General features: G+C 50.3%; 19 protein-coding genes and 1 riboswitch. Of the genes, 11 read left to right on the plus strand and 8 right to left on the minus strand.

Annotated elements, in window-relative coordinates; genetic code table 11:
* A complete protein-coding gene (locus tag ABWW03_RS06135) occupies positions 1-1977 on the minus strand; it encodes a sensor domain-containing protein (protein ID WP_353407028.1) in 1977 nt (658 codons plus the stop codon).
* Positions 1978-2205: 228 nt separating this feature from the next.
* Here ABWW03_RS06135 and ilvA point away from each other — a divergent pair, with 228 nt between their 5' ends.
* The 9 genes from ilvA (at position 2206) to ABWW03_RS06180 (ending at position 13282) form a co-directional block, all read left to right on the plus strand.
* Positions 2206-3717: a threonine ammonia-lyase, biosynthetic gene (gene ilvA / locus ABWW03_RS06140; RefSeq protein WP_353407029.1), complete on the plus strand. Its 1512-nt coding sequence runs from the start codon at positions 2206-2208 to the stop codon at positions 3715-3717.
* A 110-nt stretch (positions 3718-3827) separates the two neighbouring features.
* A riboswitch (cobalamin riboswitch) is annotated at positions 3828-3987 on the plus strand.
* Positions 3988-4107: 120 nt separating this feature from the next.
* The gene (locus ABWW03_RS06145; RefSeq protein WP_353407030.1) at positions 4108-5952 is read left to right on the plus strand and encodes a TonB-dependent receptor plug domain-containing protein; all 1845 of its coding nucleotides are present in this window, start codon (positions 4108-4110) and stop codon (positions 5950-5952) included.
* 24 nt (positions 5953-5976) lie between these two features.
* Complete coding sequence (locus tag ABWW03_RS06150; RefSeq protein ID WP_353407031.1) at positions 5977-6990, plus strand: FecCD family ABC transporter permease; 1014 nt, start codon at positions 5977-5979, stop codon at positions 6988-6990.
* 10 nt (positions 6991-7000) lie between these two features.
* Positions 7001-7810: a heme ABC transporter ATP-binding protein gene (locus ABWW03_RS06155; protein WP_353407032.1), complete on the plus strand. Its 810-nt coding sequence runs from the start codon at positions 7001-7003 to the stop codon at positions 7808-7810.
* Between the two features lie 12 nt (positions 7811-7822).
* Positions 7823-8686 carry a cobalamin-binding protein gene (locus tag ABWW03_RS06160; protein ID WP_353407033.1) on the plus strand — a complete coding sequence of 288 codons (864 nt, stop codon included), beginning with the start codon at positions 7823-7825 and terminating at the stop codon, positions 8684-8686.
* 3 nt (positions 8687-8689) lie between these two features.
* Positions 8690-9292: a cob(I)yrinic acid a,c-diamide adenosyltransferase gene (gene cobO, locus ABWW03_RS06165; protein WP_353407034.1), complete on the plus strand. Its 603-nt coding sequence runs from the start codon at positions 8690-8692 to the stop codon at positions 9290-9292.
* A gap of 43 nt (positions 9293-9335) precedes the next feature.
* On the plus strand, positions 9336-10820 hold the full coding sequence (locus ABWW03_RS06170) for a cobyric acid synthase (RefSeq protein WP_353407136.1): 1485 nt from the start codon (positions 9336-9338) through the stop codon (positions 10818-10820).
* 489 nt (positions 10821-11309) lie between these two features.
* On the plus strand, positions 11310-12257 hold the full coding sequence (locus ABWW03_RS06175; protein WP_353407035.1) for a GGDEF domain-containing protein: 948 nt from the start codon (positions 11310-11312) through the stop codon (positions 12255-12257).
* 113 nt (positions 12258-12370) lie between these two features.
* Positions 12371-13282 carry a TIGR01777 family oxidoreductase gene (locus ABWW03_RS06180; protein WP_353407037.1) on the plus strand — a complete coding sequence of 304 codons (912 nt, stop codon included), beginning with the start codon at positions 12371-12373 and terminating at the stop codon, positions 13280-13282.
* Positions 13283-13338: 56 nt separating this feature from the next.
* Here ABWW03_RS06180 and ettA read toward each other — a convergent pair whose 3' ends face one another.
* On the minus strand, positions 13339-15003 hold the full coding sequence (gene ettA / locus ABWW03_RS06185; RefSeq protein WP_353407038.1) for an energy-dependent translational throttle protein EttA: 1665 nt from the start codon (positions 15001-15003) through the stop codon (positions 13339-13341).
* Between the two features lie 241 nt (positions 15004-15244).
* On the opposite strand from ettA, the gene ABWW03_RS06190 reads away from it, so the two are divergent.
* A complete protein-coding gene (locus tag ABWW03_RS06190) occupies positions 15245-16783 on the plus strand; it encodes a carotenoid oxygenase family protein (protein ID WP_353407039.1) in 1539 nt (512 codons plus the stop codon).
* A gap of 75 nt (positions 16784-16858) precedes the next feature.
* On the opposite strand, the gene ABWW03_RS06195 is transcribed toward ABWW03_RS06190, so the two are convergent.
* From ABWW03_RS06195 to ABWW03_RS06220, 6 genes are all read right to left on the minus strand, one after another.
* Positions 16859-17197 carry a hypothetical protein gene (locus tag ABWW03_RS06195; protein ID WP_353407040.1) on the minus strand — a complete coding sequence of 113 codons (339 nt, stop codon included), beginning with the start codon at positions 17195-17197 and terminating at the stop codon, positions 16859-16861.
* A 134-nt stretch (positions 17198-17331) separates the two neighbouring features.
* Entirely contained in the window at positions 17332-17865 is a 534-nt protein-coding gene (locus tag ABWW03_RS06200) for a DUF4136 domain-containing protein (RefSeq protein ID WP_353407041.1), read from the minus strand.
* A gap of 92 nt (positions 17866-17957) precedes the next feature.
* On the minus strand, positions 17958-18152 hold the full coding sequence (locus ABWW03_RS06205) for a hypothetical protein (RefSeq protein ID WP_353407042.1): 195 nt from the start codon (positions 18150-18152) through the stop codon (positions 17958-17960).
* A gap of 101 nt (positions 18153-18253) precedes the next feature.
* Positions 18254-19525: a diguanylate cyclase domain-containing protein gene (locus ABWW03_RS06210; RefSeq protein WP_353407043.1), complete on the minus strand. Its 1272-nt coding sequence runs from the start codon at positions 19523-19525 to the stop codon at positions 18254-18256.
* Complete coding sequence (locus ABWW03_RS06215; protein ID WP_353407044.1) at positions 19525-21684, minus strand: putative bifunctional diguanylate cyclase/phosphodiesterase; 2160 nt, start codon at positions 21682-21684, stop codon at positions 19525-19527. Before ABWW03_RS06215 ends, ABWW03_RS06210 begins: the two co-directional genes overlap by 1 nt.
* Before the next feature lie 253 nt (positions 21685-21937).
* Positions 21938-22822: an AraC family transcriptional regulator gene (locus tag ABWW03_RS06220; RefSeq protein WP_353407045.1), complete on the minus strand. Its 885-nt coding sequence runs from the start codon at positions 22820-22822 to the stop codon at positions 21938-21940.
* Between the two features lie 133 nt (positions 22823-22955).
* On the opposite strand from ABWW03_RS06220, the gene ABWW03_RS06225 reads away from it, so the two are divergent.
* Positions 22956-24461: a CoA-acylating methylmalonate-semialdehyde dehydrogenase gene (locus tag ABWW03_RS06225; RefSeq protein WP_353407046.1), complete on the plus strand. Its 1506-nt coding sequence runs from the start codon at positions 22956-22958 to the stop codon at positions 24459-24461.
* Positions 24462-24501 lie beyond the last annotated feature (40 nt).

Here is a 24501-nt window from a genome sequence, read left to right on the forward strand (position 1 = left end):
TTAGGCTCCACTTTTTTCAATCAAATCTAGCCATTGTTCGCTGTCCAGGGCCCTACTGTAGTAGTGGCCCTGGACCATCTCGCAACCGTGCTTGCGCAAAAACACTTCTTGTCGTCTGGTTTGGACGCCCTCACAGATCACTTCCATCGATAAACTGCGTGCAATAGCAATAATGGTTTTTACCAGTTCACGGTTATGCTTTTTTTCAATAGAACTGATAAATGAGCGATCTATTTTTATAATATCAATTGGGAGCTTGGCGAGGTAACTCAGTGACGAGAAGCCGGTGCCAAAATCATCCAGTGCGATTTTAATGCCCTGTTTCTGACACCATTGCAGATTCGTCACCGCCTGGGGTTCGTTGTGAATCAGGGTGTGTTCCGTCAGCTCAATGCCCACCGCATGATAGGGCACTTGATACTTTGCCATGGTACGTTGAACGTTCTGCTGGAAGCTTCGGTGATTGATTGTATCCGCGGACAGGTTAACAAAAATTCTGGGCGATTTAACGCCTGAGTCCAAGTAGCGCTGTATGGTTTTCAGAACTTGAGTGGTCACCCAGAAATCCAGGACCAACATGCCTTTTTGTTTTTCCAGTATTGGAATAAATTCTGCGGGCGAAATGTCACCCAGTTGTTCATGTCGCCAACGGATCAATGATTCACCACCGCAGAGCTCAACGGAATCGAGGCGGAATTGGGGGTGAAAAATCAAGTGCAGCTCCCCGGCTTGCAGGGCCCGCTCCAGATCATTAGCAATGAAGTGAACCCGGTGATTGCTGCGGCTGAGTTCTGAATCGTAGTAGGCAATGCAACCCCCGCCGCTGGTTTTGGCCTGTGACAGGGCAGCGTCACCGTGTTGCAACAATGTGGATGCATCTTGGCCGTCTTCGGGTGACAAAGCGATGCCGATACTGGCGCTGATTCGTTCGGGGCCCTTTTTGAGTCGCAGCTCTTTCGAAATGGCCGCGAGTAAGCGGCGCGCAATAGCTGAGCTTTGTTCATTGTCCTTCGAAAGATTAAAGGACAATACATACACATCTCCGCCAAATCGGGATTTTAAATCCTGGGAGCTGGTAATCGTGAGAATGCGATCAGCCACCTGTTTCAGGATCAGATCACCCACTTCATGCCCAAACTCACTGTTGACCAGTTTGAATTTATCAATACCGATAAACATGACGGCCGTGCGCAAGTTCATCTGTTGGCCAATCTTCAGGCTTTGCTGTAGAAGGGCTTGCATAAGTTGTCGATTGGGCAATTGAGTCAGTTGATCGTAGTACTCCAGCTTGTGTAATTTCTGTTGCTGCAAACGCGTATTGTCATCACTGTGGTCAAGGCAGTACAGCTCAATATCGCCTTGTACATTTGCCAAAACAATTTGAGTGGTCTGCACACGAATTTGCTGACCGAGTCGGTTCATTCGTATGCAGTTGCGGCTGGGGGATACTCCGGTATTTGCGATCCACCGTTGGAAAACGGTGGAAAAGTTGCCGCGATAATGTTGTGGGATCAACAGCTCTTCCATGCTTTTGCCGATGGCTTGGGACACACTGTAGCCGTATAACTCGCAGCTGGATTCGTTCCAATAAATAAGCTTGCCAGCCTGGTCGTAACCTTGAACCGCGAGATGGGGCACCTGCAATATCAGCTTCAACAGTTCCCGATCTTTACTCTGTGGTAGTGAATCGGTGTTTTGCTGGCTGCGCAGGAACAAACCGAGGTATATGGACGTTTGTTGACTGACGAGATAGCTCAGAATATCGCTTTCGGGGCATTCTTGTAGCCCGGTCTTTTCTGGATGTGTCAGCAGATGGCGTAGGCAGTTCGGGGGATTATCCGTGTAGAAATTTGCCTCTTGATCGAGGTGCAGCAGGCGTTTGGCATTTTCATTCACAAAAAGACAGGCGGGGCTGGTTTGAAATATCCAAATACCAACCGGTCCATCGACAATGGTGTCGAGTGCGTCCTGCGACAAGCCTAGAGGATTAGATTTGAAAAAATCTTCATTTCCGGGCGGTATTAGCGTCCCGCGGTTCAATGCTTGCACCCTTATTATGAGCGAATGTCCATCAAGCACTACGCTCTGGCCCAAAAATATTGCTGTTGAGGCTCAGATGCTGCTTTGGCGACTTACGCCAAAGGCTCCCTTGTTTTATACTCTACGATCTATTATTAGCTATTTTTTGATCAGTTGTCGAGCACTATGCCAGAGAGTTACGTAAAAAGAATATTAGATGCCCGCATTTATGATGTGGCCCGTGAAACCCAATTGGACGAAGCGCCACTGATCTCAGCTCGAATTAATAACGATGTGTTGATTAAGCGAGAAGATCTGCAGCCGGTGTTCTCATTCAAAATTCGAGGCGCTTATAACAAACTGCGCCTGCTGAGCGATGAAGAAAAATCCCGTGGAGTGATCGCCGCGTCAGCAGGCAACCACGCACAAGGCCTGGCATTGAGCGCAAAGGCCTTAGGCGTGAAGGCTATTATTGTTATGCCAAAGACGACCCCGGCCATTAAAGTGGACGCTGTTCGTCGTCGAGGCGCCAAAGTGGTATTGCATGGTGATGCCTATGACGATGCTGCCGCGCATGCCAATAAGCTGGTTGAAGAGCAGGGCCTCACCTATATTCACCCGTTTGATGACCCCGATGTCATCGCCGGTCAGGGAACGGTCGCCATGGAAATTTTGCGCCAGCATCCGGGCAAGATCGATGCGATTTACATTCCCGTTGGCGGTGGTGGCTTGTGTGCCGGCATGGCTGCTTATATTAAATACGTGCGTCCGGACATCAAAGTGTATGCTGTCGAACCAGAAGATGCTGCCTGTTTAAAATTGGCGATGGACAAAGGTCGACGAGCTACGTTGCCTGAGGTCGGTATATTTGCCGACGGCGTGGCGGTGGCTCAAATCGGTAAGGAAACCTACCGTGTCCTAAAAGATTCGGTTGACGGTGTTATTACCGCGAATGCTGATGAAATGTGTGCGGCCATCAAGGATATTTTTGAAGATACCCGTTCTATTGCCGAACCGGCGGGAGCTTTGTCGCTAGCAGGCCTGAAAAAACATGTCGCGGAACAGGGTTGGGAAAATAAAACGGTTATTGCTATTGCCAGTGGTGCCAACACCAACTTTGATCGTTTGCGTTACATTTCAGAACGTACGGAGATCGGTGAAAAACGCGAGGCCATGTTAACGGTCACATTACCGGAAAAAGCCGGGGCTTTCCGTAAACTGAGCAAGGCGATTGGTCGTCGTGGCATTACGGAATTCAACTACCGATATGGCTCACATGAACAAGCTCATGTACTGGTCGGGGTGCAGGTCCCAGATGACCAAGGGCGTCACGAGCTGGTGGCTGAACTGCGTGAAAAAGGCTACGAGGTGTGTGACATGACCGATAATGAGGTGGCCAAATTACACGTTCGTCATATGGTGGGTGGGCATGCACCTCAGGTAGACAATGAGCGCCTCTTCAGTTTTGAGTTCCCAGAGCGCCCGGGAGCAATGGACAACTTTCTCAGTAAAACGGCCAGTCGTTGGAATATTTCCTTGTTCCATTACCGGAACCACGGTGCCGCCTATGGTCGGGTTCTGGTGGGTATGCAAGTGCCCAAGGAAGACAATAAGGAATTGCTGAGCTTGTTAGACAGCCTGGAATATCGTTACCAGGAAGAAACCGACAGCGAAGCTTATCGCTACTTTTTGAGCTGATGTGCCTTACCCATTTTGACCGAAGCTGTCGTCGATTCAATATAAGCTCAGCGTAAAACGAGCTAAGTGGAAGTTTGTATAATACTTGACCTTTATAGGGCGCCCGAGTAAGGTGCGCCCCCTGCACAGGTGCCTGCCAACCTTTCGAGTTTGGGCAGGTTAAACGGGAAGTCTGGTGAGCCATAGCTATGGCAATTCCAACGCTGCCCCCGCAACGGTGAAACGGTGTAAACCGCTAAGCCCGATACCGGCCTTCGCAGACCGTTATAAACGATGAAGCGGAGGGCTTTATCGGTGAGTGGCAAGTCTTGGGGCAAATTAAAATCCAGCTCCGTGGTCTTGTGCGCACCCGTCCCTCCCTCAGTCTGTTATCTTGATTGAGGAACCATAGTGAAAAATTCAAATCAGCTTGCAGCCAAGTCTCTGTTGGCCCTGGCCATTGGCGTAAGTACCAACGCGACAGCAGAATCCAAAATTGAAGAAATAGTGGTGGTTGGCAACCGCATTGAGATGCCTCTGCGACAGCAGTCTGCAGCAGTCAGTATCATTACTTCCGAACAAATTGAACGTCGTGGTCAGGCCAGCCTGATGGATGTTCTGCGCAGTGAAACCGCCATCAACGTCAGTAATTCTGGTGGCCCAGGTAAGGTATCCGCCTTGCGTATTCGCGGTGAAGAAGGCTATCGCAGTAAGGTGTACATCGATGGTATTGATGTTGCCGATCCTACAGGAACCCAGGTTGGCCCCCAGATTCAACAGATCAACAGTGCCGGTATTCAGCGCGTTGAAATTCTGCGTGGTGCACAGGGTTTGGTATATGGCGCGGATGCAGGTGGTGTTGTTCGCATCAGTACTCTACCTCAGCGCGAGGGGCTGCACGGTGGCTTGAGTGCCGAGGCCGGTCGCTACCGTTCCCAAAACTGGGCGGCGAATCTGTCTTATAGAGAAGACGCCGGTGATATCAGCGCATCCATTTCTCGACAGGACACCGATGGTTTTAATGCTCGCACCATTGATGCAACCGGTGAACTGGACGGCTATGAGAATACCACGGCCCACATTCATGCCGGATTGAATTTCGGTGATGGTTGGCGCGTGGCGGCAACCCTGCGTGATGTCGACAGCCGTGCAGGCTACGATGGCTTCAGTGCCAGCAGTGACCATGTTAATTTCTCAGATTATGAGCAACGCTCCGGCCGTATTGCTGTTAGCAAGAAGAGTGATCATTGGCAACATGAACTGGCGTACAGCAACAGCGAAACTGAGCGTGAAAACATTACCGCTTTCGGCTTTCAGGCGAAAGGGGATATCGAAACCTTACAATATTTAGGTGCTTGGGATCATAAGGCACACACCTTGGTATTTGGTGTTGAGCGTGAAACCCAGACCGATCAATTGAACAACAACGAACGTGATCAGGACGCGGTTTTCATCGATTGGCAATGGCAGGCCCAGGAACAATTGTTCATTAATGCTGGTGTCCGTTACGACGACAATGAAGATTTCGGTGAGCACAACAGCTACCGCTTGGGGATCGCCTATTTCATTCCGACCGCATTAGGCGAACTGAAGTTGAAGTCCACCTGGGGAACAGGTTTCCGCGCACCGAGTTTGTCGGAATTGGCATACAATCGCCGTCCTTTCGCACCCGACTCCATTTTGGCCGTGAACTTGAGAGAAGAAAATACGCGCAGTTTTGATATTGGTGCGCAGCTGTTTTTGGAAAACGGCGCTCAATTTGAACTGGTGTATTTTGACCAGAAAGTTGATGACGAGATTTTCTTTGATTTACAGGCCTTCAGTGGTTATCTGCAGGAGAATGGTGACAGCAACTCCCAAGGTGTCGAGTTGAGCTTTCGGCAGAATTTGAGCGAAAACTTTGAGTTGTACAGCAATGCGACGTACAACGATACCGAAACCATTCCTGATTCCAATGGTCAGCGTGAGCAACGCCTTCGTCGTCCGCGAGTGTTGTTTAACCTGGGTGGAAACTACGAATTTGTGAATGCTCGCCTGCAGCTGTCGGCTAATTTTCGCCATGTTGCTGGTCAGCGAGACAGCTTTGTCGAAATTGAAGATTATCAAGTTCTCGATGCTTCATTACGTTGGGCAGCGACAGAGCAGTTGGACGTCTATGTACGCGTTGAGAACGCTTTGGATGAAGACTATCAAGAGGTTCCCAGCTATAACACGAGTGGGGCTGCGGCTTACGCTGGGTTAAAATTGAGTTTTTAATTCAGCGTACAGGCAGGAGGGGTTATGTCAGCAAAGTCACCGCATAGACTGATTGCGATATTGGCCAGTTCCCTGCTGCCAGCGGTGTTGTTGGCGCTTTGTCTTGGCACTGAACTGTCGTCGCTGAACGATGCTTTTGTGGCTCTGCTGGGGCAAGCCGAAAACATTGAACAGCAAATTATCCGCGACATTCGTCTGCCGCGAGTCATTCTGGCCTTGCTTGTGGGAGCTTGCCTGGCCGTATGTGGTACGGCCAGCCAAGGCTTGTTCCGCAACCCGCTTGCAGACCCCAGTCTGATTGGGGTCAGTGCTGGCGCGGCCATGGGCGCGAGTCTTTGTATCGTGTTTTTCTATGTCTTGTTTGCCGAAGTGGCGTCGGTGGCTGTCATCGCGGTGGCGGCGTTTCTGGGAGGCATGCTGGCCAGTGTCCTGGTCTATCGCCTGGCGAATAATGAAAACGGTACCTCGGTTGCCATGATGTTATTAGCGGGTATTGCTGTTACCGCGTTTGCCGCAGCGGTGAGCAGTTTCAGCGAATTTGCCTCGAGCAATGCTCAGCTTCGCCGAATCAGCCTGTGGCAAATGGGGAGCCTGGCTGGCAGCAGTGCCGAACAACGAATGGGTTTGGCCCTGGTGTTGGTGTTGCTTCTTGTGGTGTTGCAACGTCAGGCAATGAAACTCAATGCTTTATTGCTGGGCGAATCCGAAGCCCGACATCTCGGGGTGAATGTTCAGAGACTGAAAATTCACGTCATTATTGCTATCGCAGCCGGGGTCGGTTTGGCGGTGGCCACGTCTGGCACCATTGGTTTTGTGGGGCTGCTGGTTCCTCATATAATGCGTTTGATCATTGGCCCGGATCACCGATACCTCTTGCTGGCTTCGGCGTTGGGTGGTGCACTATTGTTGTTAATGGCCGATACGTTGGCGCGTACTCTCTTTGCACCATCTGAGTTACCGGTGGGGGTGATTACGGCCATCATGGGGGCGCCGTTTTTCCTCGCATTACTGCGTATCAAACGGAATCAATTACTGTGAGTGCGTCGGAATGAAACATCGATTCCCGTCATTAGAGCAACGCTTTGCGTGCATGGAAGCTCGTGAAATATCACTGAGCCTGGGTGGGCAACGTGTTTTGAAGCCTGTGAGTTTTTCGGCGTGCGCGGGTGAGTTGGTGGTCATCATTGGTCCCAATGGCGCAGGTAAAAGCAGTTTGTTGCGCTTGCTAGCCGGGGAATATTCCCCCGATCACGGTGAATTGGTTTTGCATGATGAGCATCTGTCGATCATGAGTCTGGAACAGAGGGCCACACATGTTTCAGTGTTGTCCCAGAACAGTCGGCTCAACTTTCCTTTTACGGTCGAACAAGTCGTGGCGATGGGGCGCATGCCATTTTCTCTCGGGCACCAGGCGGACACACGCATTTGTGAACAAGCCATGCAGGCCAGCGATTGCTACGAGCTCCGCAAGCGGGTGTATACCCAGCTTTCCGGTGGTGAGCAACAGCGTTGTCAGTTAGCCAGAGTATTCGCACAATCCTGGCCAACGGAAGAAGGCCGGCCCAACTATCTCCTTTTGGACGAACCGAATAATTGCCTCGATCTAAGTCATCAGAAAATGCTTTTGGACTACTGCCGGCATCGTACGGATGACAATGCCGTTGTGCTGATGGTGCTGCACGATTTAAATTTGGCGTTCCGATACGCGGATCGAATATTGCTGATGCACGATGGGCGGCTGTATGCCAACGGCTCTCCTTGGGAAGTCGTGGAAGGTGGTCTGCTGGAATCGGTTTACGGCGTGAAATTGCACTATTCAACTCACCCGGAAAAAAACGTACCCATGATCATAATGTAGGGCTTCGAAACGATGAAAAAAGTTGTTTGGCTTGTTACCGCGCTGGTGCTGATGAATTCCTTTTCTTCTGCGAACGCCGAACGTGGATCTGTGGGTAAACCCGCGGAGCGCATTGTGGCCTTGGCCCCTCATTTGGTGGAAATTGTTTATGAGTTGGGTTTGGGGGACAAAATAGTTGCCACGGTTGAGTACAGCGATTTTCCCGAGGCCGCGAAAACCATTCCCCGTGTCGGTAATTTTGCCACGATCAATGTGGAAGCGATTGCTCGTTTGCAACCTGATTTAGTTTTAGCCTGGGGCAGTGGGAACCCCGCCAAGAGTCTTCGTAAGCTGGAAGAGTTGGGTTTCCCTGTATATCGCTCGGAACCGAAAAGCCTTTCCGATATTGCAAACCTGATGGAAGACGTGGCTCGAATCAGTGGGCATACTGAAGGGCTTGCTGCGGCAGAAAAATATCAACAAAAGTTAGACACGCTTCGCCAACGTTATCATCAACAAAGTCCTGTCACGGTATTCTATCAAGTCTGGAATCAACCTTTGCAAACTCTGAGTGATCAAAGTGTAGTAAGTGATGTGATCAAACTTTGCGGTGGGCAAAATATTTTTGCGGATGCCTTAGCCGTTGCCCCTAAAGTAAGTGTTGAAACGGTGTTGAGACGAAACCCTGAAGTTATTGTGGCGAGTGGCACTGATGCAAGGCGACCGCCATGGCTGGACGAATGGAAAGCCTGGCCGAATATGCAAGCGGTGGAAAAAGACCAACTGTATTTTGTGCCGCCGGATTTGATTCAACGGCACACACCTCGCCTGTTGCTGGGCGCGGAAATGCTCTGTGAGCAATTGGCCGATGTTCGCCGAAAACGAGAAGAGAGCTAAATCATGACGGAAGAAAAACGACAGCGACACAAAGAGCGCATGCAACAACGCAAAGAAATTGTCGATGCCGGCATTGCTCGAGCCCAGGAAGACAAGGGTGTTTTTATTGTGCTCAGTGGCGATGGCAAGGGCAAGAGCAGTTCGGGCTTTGGTACGGCTTTGCGCGCTCTTGGTCATGGTTACAAGGTAGGTGTCGTGCAATTCATTAAAGGGGCTTGGGAGTGCGGTGAGCGCAATATGCTTGAGCACATGCCCGATGTTGAATTTCATGTCATGGGTACAGGCTTCACCTGGGAAACCCAGGATGATGAAAAAGACAAACAAGCCGCCGCTCAGGTCTGGGCGAAGGCCAAAACAATGTTACAAAACCCTGAACTTCATTTGGTTTTATTTGATGAGATGACTTACGCCCTTAATTATAAGTGGCTGGATAAACAAGACGTACTGGACGCTATCGCCAATCGCCCTGAGCAGCAAAGTGTGATTATTACCGGCCGAGGTGCCAAGAAGTATCTGCAGGATGCCTGCGACACCTACAGCGAAATTAAAGCGGTGAAGCATGCCTTTCAGGCGGGCATCAAGGCGCAAAAAGGCATTGAGTGGTAAACAATTGACACTGGATCTCCATCGTTTTCGTACAAATGCCATTATGGTTCAGGGCACCACTTCTGACGCAGGGAAGAGTACTCTGGTTGCGGCTCTGTGCCGGATCTTCAGCGACATGGGGGAACAGGTCGCTCCGTTTAAACCCCAGAACATGGCACTGAACAGTGCGGTCAGTGACGACGGCGGTGAAATCGGTCGTGCGCAGGCGGTACAAGCCGAAGCGGCGAGATTGACGCCCCACACCGATATGAATCCTGTTCTGTTGAAACCCAGTAGCGATACTGGTGCTCAGGTGATCATCCAAGGACACGCCATTGGCAATATGCAGGCGCTGGATTATCACCATTACAAAAACACAGCGAAGCAAGCGGTGTTGGATTCCTTTGAGCGCTTGAGTTCGCAGTACAGTGCCGTAGTGGTTGAAGGGGCGGGCAGTCCGGCCGAAATTAATTTGCGTGAAGGGGATATCGCCAATATGGGGTTTGCAGAGGCTGTTGATTGCCCGGTGATCATCATTGCGGACATTGATAAAGGCGGTGTCTTCGCTCATCTGGTCGGGACACTTGAACTTCTGAGCCCATCGGAACAAAGCCGCGTGGTAGGTTTCGTTATCAATCGTTTTCGCGGGGACATCGGTTTACTGGAGCCTGGCCTTGACTGGTTGGAAGAACGGACCGGCAAGCCGGTACTTGCGGTGTTGCCTTACCTTCACCACTTTCATCTTGAGGCCGAGGACGCGATAGAGATCAAAGATACGTTAACGAGTGCTTCAAGGTGTTTACGAGTTGCGGTATTGGTCTTGCCGAAAATCTCCAATCACACTGATTTTGATCCTCTCGCTTTGCACCCTCAGGTGGAGCTGCAATTTGTGGATCTGGCGGATGAATTGCCAGCTTGTGATCTGCTCATCATTCCCGGTTCCAAGTCTGTTCGCGCTGACTTGGCGTATTTGATGTCAGAAAAGTGGGATGAAAAAATCGCCCGCCATCTGCGTTACCAAGGAAAGTTGATGGGAATTTGCGGGGGCTACCAAATGCTCGGGCGATGCATTCGAGATCCTCTGGCTGTAGAAGGCAAGGCAGGTAGCAGCCATGGTTTGGCCTACATCGACATGGAAACAGAATTGACCCCGGATAAAACCTTGTTGAACCGCAAAGGTAAAATAGCGGGAACCGACAGTGAAGTCAGTGGTTATGAAATCCACATGGGCCGCAGTTCAGGTCCCGCGCTGGCATCCGGTTTCCTGGAGTTGGAGGCCTTGGACCGCTCGGGTCATTCCCAGCTCGAAGGCTATCGTTCTGAGGACGGCCAGATTATTGCTACGTATTTACATGGTTTGTTCGAGCAGCAAGACGCCATGGATTATGTTTTGCGTTGGGCGGGCTTGCGAGAAGTTGAGCCCTTTAACTATCAGGGCCATCGTGAGAAACAAATTCAGCGTCTGGCCGACAGTGCCAAAGAAGCATTTTTAGAACGAGCGCCAGGCTGTGAGCTTTTAAGCCCACAAACGAATGGGTTATTAGGATGATTGCCGTGTCTACTAGTATTTAAGGTGACAATACGTCTTAAATAATCCAATCAATTCGTCAGAAACTGCTCGAACTCTCTTAGCAAAATTCCCTTTTTGATCTATCCTTTAAGTCAGTTGTCCGGACAATTATTGCCATTCATGAGACGATCGCAATGGCTCGATATGTGAAGCCGAGATAATGGTTCTATTGTCACGCGATGCTTTTACGGCTTAGGGATGAAGTCTGGATTTCTGGTTTCTTATGACAAAAGAAACTGGCAATCACTTTCTGTTGGTCGATACTTTAAGGGTGGAATTCAAAACTACCTGACCTTCAATATTCGTCATTACTGTGTTATCGGTATGGTGTATACACTTCGCCAGAAATTAGCCGGGCGGTAACAATTGGAATAGAAGTCTGGAATGGAAATAGGGCAGGGATTGGTCCGTGGGACTGCTTCTGAACTTCAATAGAAGCTGAAACTGAGTTTTCAATAAAAAACGACTATGAAATTTAATGACTCCAGTGTTCAAAGCCATATGACGATGGGCTTTATCACGGTCGAACCTGATGCTTCGCTATCTGAAATTTTACAAACCATCACCGAGGCAGTAGCGCCTTGCTTGATTGTAATTGAAGACGATAAACCTGTGGGCATCATTACCGAAAGTGATTTGGTGGCGGTGCTGGCGACGAGTCAACTCGGAGGTAAAGGCATCGCGGATATGCAGGCTAAAGAGGTAATGACTTCATCGCCTGTCACCGTAGATTACAGCTCGCCTTTGAAAGAAGCCTTTGTTATTTCTCAATCTCATAACCTTCGCGATTTACCCGTAGTGGACCCGGATGGGTATTTAATGGGGCTGATCAGCCAAAACGATATCCTGGATGCTCATTTTAATATGCTGGATGAACTGCAAACTTTATCCATGGAAGATTCCTTGTTGGGAATCGGCAATCGACGGGCCATGGAAATGGATTTGCAATACACTCACAATAATGCGCTGCGTTATCAACGTTATTATTCTATCGTGTTGCTCGATGTGGATTACTTTAAGAAGTACAACGATCACTATGGGCATCAAGAAGGTGATCGAGTGTTGCGTTTGGTCAGTGATACGGTTCAAGGGAGCTTGCGTAGCTCGGATCGATTGTATCGTTATGGCGGTGAAGAGTTGTTGGTCCTGCTGCCAGAAACCTATCCTCTGGTTGCGGCAAAAGTTGTTGAACGGGTATTGAAAAACTTGGAGGAGAAGGCCGAGCCACATTGCGAGAGCGATTACGGTGTTCTAACTGCGAGCGCAGGCATTGGCAGTTACGAGCCAGGCTGTGGACAAGAGTGGAAGGCCTTGCTGGAGCTGGCGGATGCTCAACTTTATGCCTCGAAGCAGCGCGGCAGAAACTGCGTGAGTTGGCAGGGCGATAAAGATTCCATGGCCGCCGAGGCGGTGTAGTGTCTACTTGGTGTTTGACGTTTTTGTAACGCTTACTGAAGAGGCTTCCTGAATTGGCCGAAGTAGCGTAGTCTGGAAGACTGACAAGGACCGGCCAGGGAGCGCGTGTAAGCATGAATATTCTTGTGACTGGCGCCAGTGGGTTTATCGCCCAGGCGTTGATTCCCCATCTATTGGCCGACGGCCATACACTGTGGGCCTGGACGCGCTCGCGGGAGCGCTGCCAACATCTATACGGTACACAACTGAACTGTGTCAGCCACCTGAACGAGTTGTTTGAGTCTGATGGTGTGGTTCACATCGACGCGATGATCAATCTCGCGGGAGAGGGGATCGCAGAGAAGCGCTGGAGCGAACAGCGCAAGGCCCAACTTCTCAACAGTCGCATTGATACCACATCAAGCTTGCTGGAGCTGATTCAACGACTGGACCGCAAACCCAAGGTTTTATTGAGTGCGTCCGCTATTGGATTTTACGGCAGCCATGATGGTGATGAGCCTATAGCTGAAGATGGGGCGGTGAGCGGAGGTTTCACCCACGAACTGTGCCATCGTTGGGAAGAGGAAGCCGAGAAAGCTCGAGAACACGGTGTTCGAGTTTGCAGCCTTCGAACCGGTATCGTCTTGGGGCACGGCGGTGCCTTAGCCAAAATGCGTTTACCGTTCTTGTTGGGTATGGGGGGGCGAGTAGGCTCTGGAGCACAATGGATGTCCTGGATTCACATGGCCGATGAAGTGAGGGCAATCCAATTTCTACTGTCACATGAGCAGTGTTCCGGTGCTTTTAATCTCACCGCACCTAATGCGGTGCAGAACCTGGAATTTACGCAGCGTTTCGCACATTCCTTGCATCGCCCTTCATGGATACCTTTACCAGAGTTTGTGCCGAAGCTAATGTTGGGTGAAGGTGCTGAATTGTTATTGGAGGGGCAGCGGGTTTACCCCAAGCGTTTGTTACAGGAAGGCTTTCAGTTTAACTTTGAGACTATTGATAGCGCGTTTAAAGACCTCGCCTCCAGGCATTAAGGCATAAAAAACCCGGCGTGTGCCGGGTTTTTTATGCCGTTTAAATCGCGTTTCGCTTAGGCTTTAATCGGCTTGTACTTCATGCGCTTCGGACCGGCATCAGCACCTTTACGAGCCACAAAATCTTCATGATATTCGGTGTAGTTACCTTCGAAGAAGACGATATCACTTTCACCTTCATAGGCCAGAATGTGAGTCGCTACGCGATCCAGGAACCAGCGGTCGTGCGAGATGACCATGGCGCAGCCAGGGAAGGTCAGCAAGGCTTCTTCCAGTGCGCGAAGAGTTTCCACATCCAAATCGTTTGACGGTTCATCGAGCAGCAACACATTGGCGCCTTGCTTCAATGTGTTGGCCAAATGCAAACGGCCGCGTTCACCACCGGACAGTTCACCGACACGTTTTTGCTGATCAGTACCCTTGAAGTTAAAACGTCCGACGTAGCTGCGCGAGCTGACCTCGTAGTTGCCAATCTTCAAAATATCGTGGCCATCGGAAATGGCTTCCCAAACGTTTTTGTTATCGTCCAGGTTTTCACGACCCTGTTCAACATAGGCCACTTTAACGGTTTCGCCCAGCTCTACAGAACCGGAATCCGGTTGCTCGGTGCCCGCAATCATTCGAAACAGTGTGGACTTACCGGCACCGTTACCACCGATGATGCCAACAATGGCCCCTTTGGGAATAGAAATGCTCAGGTCATCAATCAACTTTCGGTCGCCAAAGCTCTTACTGAGATTGTTAATTTCAATCACCTTGTCGCCCAGGCGTTCACCGGGTGGAATGTAAATCTCGTTGGTTTCATTGCGAGATTGAAAGTCCTGGGATTGCATTTCCTCAAAGCGAGCCAGACGAGCCTTGTTTTTGGCCTGGCGACCTTTGGGGTTTTGGCGAACCCACTCCAATTCGGCTTTGATGGCTTTGTTGTGCGCAGCTTCGGTTTTTTGCTCTTGCTCCAAACGCTGTTCTTTGGTTTCCAGCCAAGTCGTGTAGTTACCCTCGTATGGAATACCGTGGCCACGGTCCAGTTCCAGAATCCAGCCGGCAGCATTGTCCAGAAAGTAACGGTCGTGGGTAATGGCGACGACGGTGCCGGAGAATTCCTGCAGGAATTGCTCCAGCCAGAATACCGATTCGGCATCCAGGTGGTTGGTGGGTTCGTCGAGCAGCAACATATCCGGGCGAGAGAGCAGCAGTCGGCACAGCGCCACACGGCGTTTTTCACCACCGGATAATTTACTGACTTCAGCATCCCAAGGTGGCAGGCGCAGGGCATCAGCCGCCTGTTCCAGTTTGTGATCCAGATTGTGGGCATCCCAAGCTTGGATAATGTCTTCGTATTCGCCTTGCTTCTTAGCCAGGGCGTCGAAGTCGGCACCCTCTTCAGCGTAGGCCGCGTAAACCTGATCCAGACCGGCCAGGGCATCTAATGCTTCTCGAACCCCATCTTCGACATTGCTGCGCACATCTTTGTCTTCATCCAGCTGGGGTTCCTGGGGTAGGTAGCCCACTTTGATTCCCGGCATTGGGCGCGCTTCACCGTTATAGTCGGTGTCGACACCCGCCATGATGCGCAGGAGGGTGGATTTACCCGAGCCGTTCAGGCCCAGAACGCCAATTTTTGCGCCAGGGAAGAAACTCAGAGATATATCTTTCAGGATTTCACGTTTAGGTGGGACGATTTTGCCCACACGGTTCATGCTGTAAACGTATTGCGCCATAGCGCGGCAGCCTCCAATCAGTGCATAAATAAAGTGCGGCTATTGTAACCGAGCCAAGCCTCGGGGCGCACCGGCTGGGGCATTTATTTTTAGAGGGACACAGGTCTGCATAAAAAACATACGGAAACAGCATATTTATAACTTGCATTAATAAACTTACTGAGCCATGATTAGTGTCACAGTAATAAAAAGTGACGTTACGTCACCGTATGCCGTAATAGCTCTTGATGGAGGTTGAGCCATGAATTCACTCGAACAAGCCATTGCTCTGGACGTTGCTGAGAAGTGCACGATCATTCGAGATAAGGACGGGAACCCTGCGCCGAATGCGCCGGCCTGGACCCAGGAAATCGACAATCCCTATTTGCACGGTGTCTACGCGCCGATTTGCGAGGAAGTGCAAGCCGATGAACTGGAAGTGATTGAGGGTGAGGTGCCCGCGGATCTTTATGGCGCCTATCTGCGTAATGGCCCGAATGCTGTGTATAAACCCCGTTTTAATTATCATGCCTTCGATGGTGATGGCATGCTGCACATGATCAACTTTAAAGATGGCAAGGCCAGCTACCGAAATCGCTGGATTCAGACCGATGCCAAAGTGAAAGAAGCCGAAGAAGACAAGGCGGTCTGGCCAGGGGTGATGGGCCCCTTTGATTTCAGCCTGCCGGGCTTCCCGATTAAAGACACGTCCAATACCGATGTGATGTATTACAACGGTCATATCATGTCCCTCTGGTACAACGCTGGTATCCCCTATAAGTTGGACATGGAAACTCTGGATACCAAGGGGCGAGAAGATCTTAACGGAGGGTTGAAGCGTGCCCTGTCGGCCCATTCCAAGGTGGACCTGGACAATGGCGAGCTGATCTTTTTTGACTATTCCGACGACTATCCCTACTACAGCTACGGCATTGCCGATAAAGATGGCAATGTCGTTCATGAGGCCGGTGTTGCCTTACCTGGCCCGCGATTGCCCCATGATATCGGAGTGACTCCCAACTACGTTATTGTGCATGACTGCCCGTTTTTCCACGATGTGGAGCTGTTGGAAAAAACCAAGAAACGCGTGATGACCTTCCATCGTGATGTGCCCACTCGCTTTGGCGTTCAGCCCCGTTATGGAAATGGTGATGATGTGACGTGGTTTGAGTGCGAGCCCTGTTACATTCTGCACGTCACCAACTGCTGGGAGGAAGGCGATTGGGTTGTTCAGGTTGGTTGTCGTTCCACCAACCCAATGCCGAAGGCGGATCCGAGTGAAGGCGAACTTTCCCATATGCTGGCCTACATGCGTTTGGAAGCCAATCTGTATGTGTGGAAGTTCAACATGAAAACCGGAGAAGTGATCGAGCATGACATCGATACCCTGAATTCGGAATTCAATCGTTCAAATCCGCTCTTCATGGGGCACAAAACCCGTTACAGCTTTAACCAGTACATCATGACGCGTAAAGATGATGGTGTTGGTACGCTGGCATTTGGCGCGATGCTGAAATACGACGTTGAAAATGGTGATCTTGAGCGTTGGGATTACGGCGAAGGTGTCTTTGGCAGTGAAGCCCCATTCTGCCCAGCCAAGGGCGCGACACGCAATGACCCGGAAGACAACGGTTACCTTGTAACGATCGTAACGGATAGCAATGACTGGACCTCGTATTGTCTAATCTTTGATGCTCGCGATGTCGCACAAGGACCGGTATGTAAACTGAAGCTGCCACAGCGTGTGCCGGGTGGGTTCCACGCCAACTGGGTACGGGGTGAGGACCTCTACAGTGGCTAAGTCACAGAGCGTTTTATTCGACTGAAAACAAAAAAAGCCCAGTATTTTCTGGGCTTTTTTTTGTTGAGGCTGACATCAATCTTTCTTGATGGCTTCAGCCGCTTGGGCAGCGGCCATGGCCTTCTCATGCTCTGCTTTCTTGATATCTTGCAACACTTGCAGGTTTGAGCGAAAGCGCTCGGTCAAATCATCGATACCCGCTTCACTCAGGTAGCCAGCATTGCCGGTAGACACATAGGAGCAGTAGTTTGCTGCAGAGGTCATCAGGGCGGCTGCAACCAAGCCAGGGTTCTTTGATTCCTGAGCGGCCGTGTTGCACATCTCGATAAACAGGCCGGTCAGGCGGTGGTGTTCTTTTTGTAACTCTTCTTGTGACGCTTCTTTGGGAAGGTCTTCTTTTGGTAAATCGTCCACGGTTCTCTTCCAGTCTACTCTAATTGCGAAAACCGAGGCATGATGCGCTTTGTCGAGACGTAGGTCAACACAAAGGCCGCGGAATGCGGCCTGTTCGTGGTCTGAGATCCTGCAGCAACTGCTCCTTAGAGGGCCTATTGGGGAATGGTGGCCAGCAGTTTGGCGATCGCTTTCTCGTACTGAGTTTGACGTTCTTCCGGCTTGGCCTTGCTCTCCTGGCCGAGTTCTACGCTGCCGCGCCACAGCATTTTTCCACTGCGGTTGGAATTGATGTCGATGATCAATTCCGGGGTCTGGCTGTCGGTCTCTTTCGCTTTGGCTCGCCAAGAACCGTTGTTGGCGCTCCCGCTGTAGTTTCCGCTCAGGCTTACCCCTTCACGCTTTCCGGAATCGAGGTAGTAGCTCACAATGATGTCCGCTTCCAAAGGATTGAATACTTCGCGGTAGCGAGCTTTCACCTGACTGGCGATGGCTCGTTCCACGCGGTTTAATTCCATATCCGTGATTTGAGCATCACGCATAGTGCTCTGGCGAGAGGGCACCAGATAAAAGCGCTCGAATTTGCTGAAGTTGGTGGCGGTATCGTAGTCTGTTTTGATATTGCCCTTATTGCATGCCGCGAGAGTAAAGGTCAATGCAGACAATAAGAGAATGTTTAGGTATTTCATGTCGAGGTCCTTTAGGGCAGATAGACACTCGGGCGCGAAACATCGAGCCCCGGAGTGTGGAGAATTGAGTGGGTGTCGTCGGGTGATAGAGCTTAGTGTTCTTCTTCGCTGTCCCAGGAGAAGAAACAGCTGATGGCCAAGGTCAGCCAGATGACGATTCCGCCCCAGTACAGGGTTGGCGATTCGTCCATATAGATGACGTCATGCAGAATGGTGTAGCCAGCGTATAGGTCATAGACGACCCAGACGAGTAACAGTACGCCGATCACTTTCCAAAAATCTTTCATGGTGTATTCCCGTAAAGCGGTGTTTTGTGGTCGCCCCTTCATGGAGCGAGCGTCGATATGGGAATAGTGTAAAGAGCTGTGCTGAGTAAACGTGTCCCCTTTTACGGATTTGCTTCCAGGGGAGCGTCTCCGCGATACACCCGGTAGCCGCCGGTGGCTACCGATTTTGCCTGATACATCGCCTTGTCAGCCCGGCTGATCAGGGTAGTCGCGCTGATGCCGGATGCCACTTTGGTGCAGGCAATGCCGAGGCTCCACTTCAGGGTGTGTTCGCTGTCCACCGTTTTACCGCTTTCCAGCAGTCGTTTAGCAACTTTTATGGCCCCGCTTTGGTTGGTATTGCTGAGCACAATCACAAACTCATCGCCGCCAATTCGAGCCGCAAAATCGATGCCCTGTCGTAAGGTAGTGGAAATGATGCCTGCGGCATTGATCAGCTGCATATCACCGGTGGCATGACCGTGCTGGTCATTGAGTGTTTTAAAATCATCGAGATCACAATAGATGATCGACATATATTGCTTATTTAGGCGGTGCTCTCGCCAGCTGTGTTGAATGGCTTGTTCAAAGCCGCGCCTGTTTAATAATCCTGTGAGTGGGTCGCTGTTGGCAATCTTCAAGAAGTTTTGGGTATTGCTTTGGAGTTGCTTGCGAGACTGTCGGAAATTCCAGATCAGCATGATCGTTGAAAAGATGGCAATAAAGGCAATACTGAGCTTTGCAATATTTTCCAGATCTTCAAAGGCGTTGTTCTCAACCATCACATGCCGAATCGACAGCCCTCCGCGTATGTCGCCGACTTTCCAGTCACGTTTCGGGCTGGAAAGCAATTGATTGTGGCATTCAATGCAGGCAGCTTGCATGACCAGAGGCTCGATATAATCGAACTCCAAATTGTTACCCACATGAAAACTTTTGAACACGGCTTCGGGTTGCTGACCGTTGGCCTTTTGGCGACGAAATGATTCCAGTGCGGTGACCTCAAAATCAGTTTGCGGACCACCTTCTTCTTCCCGATGAGGAAAGGGGTGGTCGCTGTACATTCGAACGCGAATATTGGGCTGCTGTTTACTCACCATTTCGGCAACTTCAATGGTGAAGGTGGCCGGGTTTGGGATAGCCTGAGGCTTATCGTGGTAATCCGCGCCGATGTATATGTCGGGGGTCGAGCTCAACTTCTTGGCCACATTTTTGTTGTAGTGGATGCGAGCGGCGTTCATGGTCATGGCCATCACGCGAGCCGACTGCAATGCGGTGTGTTCGACCGCCTTCAGTGCTGAATTATGCAAACCTACATAGGAGGTGATCATTGTTACCGGAAGAACAATGACCAACAACAGCAGGTGAATCTTGTTGCTTATGCCGCTTAACACTAACTACCTAACTTTGGGGTTTCTGATAAATATGTAAAGAATGAATCTGCGTCCATGGGTCGGTGAAAGTAAAACCCCTGTGCTTTGTCACAACCTAATTTTTGCAATATATCGGCCTGTTCCCTGGTTTCTACACCTTCGGCAATGGTGGTTAATGAGAATGTCTTGGCGATATTGATGATGGATTCCACCAGTGCAAGGCTGGAGGGATCATGTTCGATATCTGAGACAAATGAACGATCTATTTTCAAATTGGAAAATGGGTACTGATTGATGTAGGCCAGACTGGAAAAGCCGGTTCCGAAATCATCGATCGAGAGTGAGAAGCCGCTTTGGTTGAGCTTTTTCAGCTCTCTGAGCGCGTGCTCTGGATCTTTGATCATCAGGTTTTCAGTAATTTCGATCTGAACGTCTTCGGCGCAAAGTCCGTTGTCGGCCAGAGTATTGAGCCACTCCTCACAGATGTGGCTGCGATCCAGAATTTCAGCTGGCGAGCGGTTCATCGACAGGCAGACGTGATCAAGTCCCAACTCAGTGCGTACGGTATTCAGGAACGCGGTGGCTTCCTGAAACATTTTGTCGCCCAGTTCGCGAATCAATCCAGTGTGCTCACAGACTTCGACAAATTCTTGCGGTGAAACGATCTGACCGTCCTTACTGCGCCATCGGGCAAGGGCTTCAAAGGCCATCACCTCACGCGAATCCAGACAGACAATGGCCTGGTATACCGGGTAGATGCGTTGATCGATACCGTCCTGACTCAGGTTTTTGTAAATATGTTGGAATCGTTCACTTTCGCGTTTGATGTCCTGATCAAAAAATACCTGAGTGTTTCGGCCGTTAGCTTTGGCTTTTTGCATAGCGAGAGCGGAGCTGCTCAGTAGCGTGCTGGCACTGGCGCCGTTTTCTGGAAACAGTGCGGCACCTGAGGTAAAGGTGATACTGCCGGTAAAGCCAGGCGCTGAAAAGTCTTCTCTTATAAATTGTCTGAATTGAAAAATTTCAAATTCCAGCTCAGCACGTGTCTTGTCCTGAATGAACAGGCTGACTTCATCGGCGCCGGATTTGCAGATTAGATCCTGTGCTTGAAAGTGATCTTTCGCAGCATGGGCGAAATGCTTGACCACCTGGTCGGCAATGTTGGTGCCGAAAAACTGGTTGATCGATTTAAAGTTATCGATATCAAAACTGAGGTAGATGCCCCGGCGATTTTCATGGTGAAAAACTTCGAGAAGAACATCGAGTTCGCGCAAGAAGGTTTGACGTTGCAATAAACCAGTTTGTTCATCGTGGGTGGAGCGGTATTGCAACTGGGCTTTGCTTCGTTGTTCTTCGGTGCGGTCACGGTAAAACTTGACATAGAAGCTGGGACGTTGCTGATTGTTTTCTCGGATGGCAATCAGGCTGGTTTCGACTTGTTTGGTTCCTCGGCGGCCAGCGGAAAGCTCTTCGATGATGGGCGGTAGATCGACCATGCTGACATCGAGGTGATCGCCAAGAACCTGATCTTCCAGTGTGTCGAATAATCTCTCGAAGGCAGGATTGACCGTGCGAATTTTTTGTTCGCTGTCCGCAATCAATATGCCTTCATTGGCTCGGTGTAAAATATTGCTGGACAGTCTGATTTCCCGATTCCGCTTTTCCAGCTCGATGAGTTGCTCGGAGAGTGCGAGCTGATGTAGATGGCGTTCTATTTCGGCAAGTACTCGAACGGAGAACAGATCAAATACGCTGTGGGCCCAATCCGGATTCGGAATTTCCTCTTCATAGAGGGCACTCATTAGGCCAATCTTTTGCCCGAGTGTGTTCGTGAGGACGGTGCCGATATAGGAATTCACACTCATTTCAGCGAGGTGATGATCTTCAGGGAAACATTGTTGTACGTTTAGGTTGAAAGCACAGCGACCCTGGCTGGCCAGTTCTTGGCAGGGTGTGTTTTCCAGGGAGTACTCCATGGACTTGGCTTGCTGTCCATTTTCGAAACCCGCGACAACACGCGCATTTTCCAGGGCAGAATCCAGCGTCACAATATAAACATACTGAGCCTGAATTAAGCTCGCCAGTCGAACGGAGAGCTGATTTAAAAAATCGGTCCCGGTAAATTGACTAACTTCTGAAATAACCCTTATGTAGTCAGGGTTTAAACCACTTTTATTCATACATAACTATCGCAAAACGCCGGCTAATCATGCAAAAGTACTAATTGAATAAGTATGTATGAGGATTTAGGTGCTGTCCAATGACTCGGCTATAAATATTGAGCCACAGGCTCGTTAAATTCACTGAAAGGCGGGTGAGTCGTAATGGCCAGTGGAGAGCGCTTTCTTGTATGAGTCAAAGCTGGCCAGTCATTCGGTGATACCAAGACACCTCACTTCATGTGAGTGCGAACTTGTTGCGGGTGCCGATCTGCTATTGATGTCGGCTTCGGCGGTATTCGCTGGGGGACAAACCAATGTGTTTTTTGAACAGACGCGAAAAGTAATAGGCGTCTTCGTATCCCAAACTGGCTGAAATTCGTTTGACGGATTGGTCGGAGCTGTCGAGCAGGCTGCACGCGTGTTGCATCTTAATGGCGATAAAATATTGCATCGGAGATTGCCCTGTGAGCTCCTTGAACACTTTACTGAAGTGAAATTTACTGCGACGCATATGTTGGGCAAGATCATCCAGGCTGAAATTGCTGTGCAAATGCTGTTGCATGAACGCTTCGACTTTTTCCATGTTGATCGCTTGTTTGCTCTCAAGACGTGACTGCCGAGCCAGTACAGCAAGCAAACTGATCAATTGCTGGGTTTGATGGCAGCCGTGGATAAACCCGGTTCGGCTTGTGGCGGTGTAGCGCACGTCAAAGAGCGCCTCGAAGGCGGCCAGCACTTGGGGCTTGGTACCAAGATTGTGCACTGAACCGGCTCCTGCAGGACTGAGCAAGCCCATCATCTGTTCGGCCAGTTCCCCGTCAAAATGCAACCAGTAGATAGACCAGGGCGTCTGCTCATCCGCCCAGTAGCTGTGGCGCTGACCCTTGGGAAGGGCAATCAATTGTCCGCGTTGAATATTCTGGGGAGCTTGGTTTTCGAGTTTTAAGCATCCTTTGCCTGCGGTGCAGTAGAGCAGCAATTGATTGTCGTGATCGCGGCGTTCCATGCGATGCCCTAATGCACTCGGGTAGTAACCCATGGCGACTGGGTATAAGCCTTTAGTCAGTGGGTTGACCATCAACCACTCAAACAAGATGTGGGGAGTCAGGAAGCGTGTTGCCTGGGGAGGGAGGGGCCAGTCTGAGGTAATTGCCATGGTTTTCGGATGGCCTGTGTTTTTTGAGTTCCGCAATATAGTCCATCATAAAGCCAATATAATCAATCGAAATGGCACCTGTGGCTGTGTTCTACTAGTTCCAATAACGCAATATTTAACCATCGAGGTGATTATGAGCTTTAATTTTCCTTCCCAAGTACCTCTTTTTATTGAAGGTGAATGGCAGCAGAGCCAATCCAAGCAGTTGATTCCAGTAACGAATCCCGCCACTCAGGAGGTCCTCACGCAGGTTCCTTGTGCCACGGAAGATGAGATGGCTCGAGCGATTGCTTCAGCTGCCGAAACGTTCAAGTCCTGGAAAGATACGGCGGTTCCGGTTCGCGCCCGCATTATGTTGAAGTATCAGCAGTTGTTGAAGGAGCATCACGATGAGCTGGCTGAGATCCTGTGCCAGGAAACCGGTAAAACTTTCGAAGATGCCAAGGGTGATGTGTTCCGTGGTATTGAAGTGGTGGAGCATGCCTGCAACGTTGCCAGCCTGACGATGGGTGAAACTGTTGAGAATGTCGCTCGCACGATTGATTGTTTTTCGGTGACCCAGCCGATGGGTGTGTTTGCGGGGATTACCCCATTCAACTTTCCAGCGATGATCCCTTTGTGGATGTTCCCGCTGGCAATCGCTTGTGGTAACACCTTCATTTTGAAACCTTCTGAACAAGATCCTTTGACGCCAACTCGCCTGGTTGAGTTGTTTGAGGAAGCCGGTGCGCCTAAGGGAGTATTGCAGGTGGTTCACGGTGGTAAAGAGCAGGTGGACACGCTGCTGACCCACCCAGAGGTCAAAGGTATTTCTTTTGTTGGTTCGACGGCGGTGGGTGAGCATATCTATCGCACTGGCACTCACAACCTGAAGCGTGTTCAGTGCATGGTGGGTGCGAAAAATCACATGGTTGTAATGCCGGATGCAAACAAGCAGCAGGTGATTAACAATCTGGTGGGTTCCGGTTTTGGTGCTGCGGGCCAGCGTTGTATGGCAATCTCGGTTGTCGTTGCAGTTGGCAAGAGTCAGGAGTGGATTGAAGAGTTAAAAGCTGAAGCTCAAAAAATTCGCCCCGGCGCCTGGAATGATCCCGGAGCTGCGTATGGACCACAGATTAATCCCCAGGCACGCGACCGTGTGTTGAGTTTTATCGAGAAAGGTAAGCAGGAAGGCGCCAACTGTATTCTGGATGGTTCCGATTGTACCGTCGAAGGTTTCCCCGATGGTAACTGGGTTGGCCCAACTATTTTCACCCATGTCACAACCGATATGGAGATTTACAAAAATGAGATCTTCGGTCCGGTTTTGTGTGTGGTAAATGTCGATACCCTGGATGAGGCGATTGAGTTAATCAATAACAATCCAAATGGTAACGGCACATCTATTTTTACTGGCAGCGGTGGTGCAGCGCGTAAATACAAGCATGAGATTCTGGTGGGTCAGGTCGGTGTTAATGTACCTGTTCCCGTACCTCTGCCGTTCTTCTCGTTTACCGGCTGGCGTGGTTCCTTTATGGGTGATCAGCATGCTTACGGTAAACAGGCGGTTCGTTTTTACACCGAAACCAAGACCATTACCGAGCGCTGGTTTGACGATTCTGAAGAAGCGGCATTGAACATGACGATTACGATGAAGTGATTGATCAGTAAAAGCAGATGGTGCAGCAAGAGGGCTGGTT

The organism is Pseudoteredinibacter isoporae (assembly GCF_040372805.1).
GTDB lineage: Bacteria > Pseudomonadota > Gammaproteobacteria > Pseudomonadales > Cellvibrionaceae > Pseudoteredinibacter > Pseudoteredinibacter isoporae_A.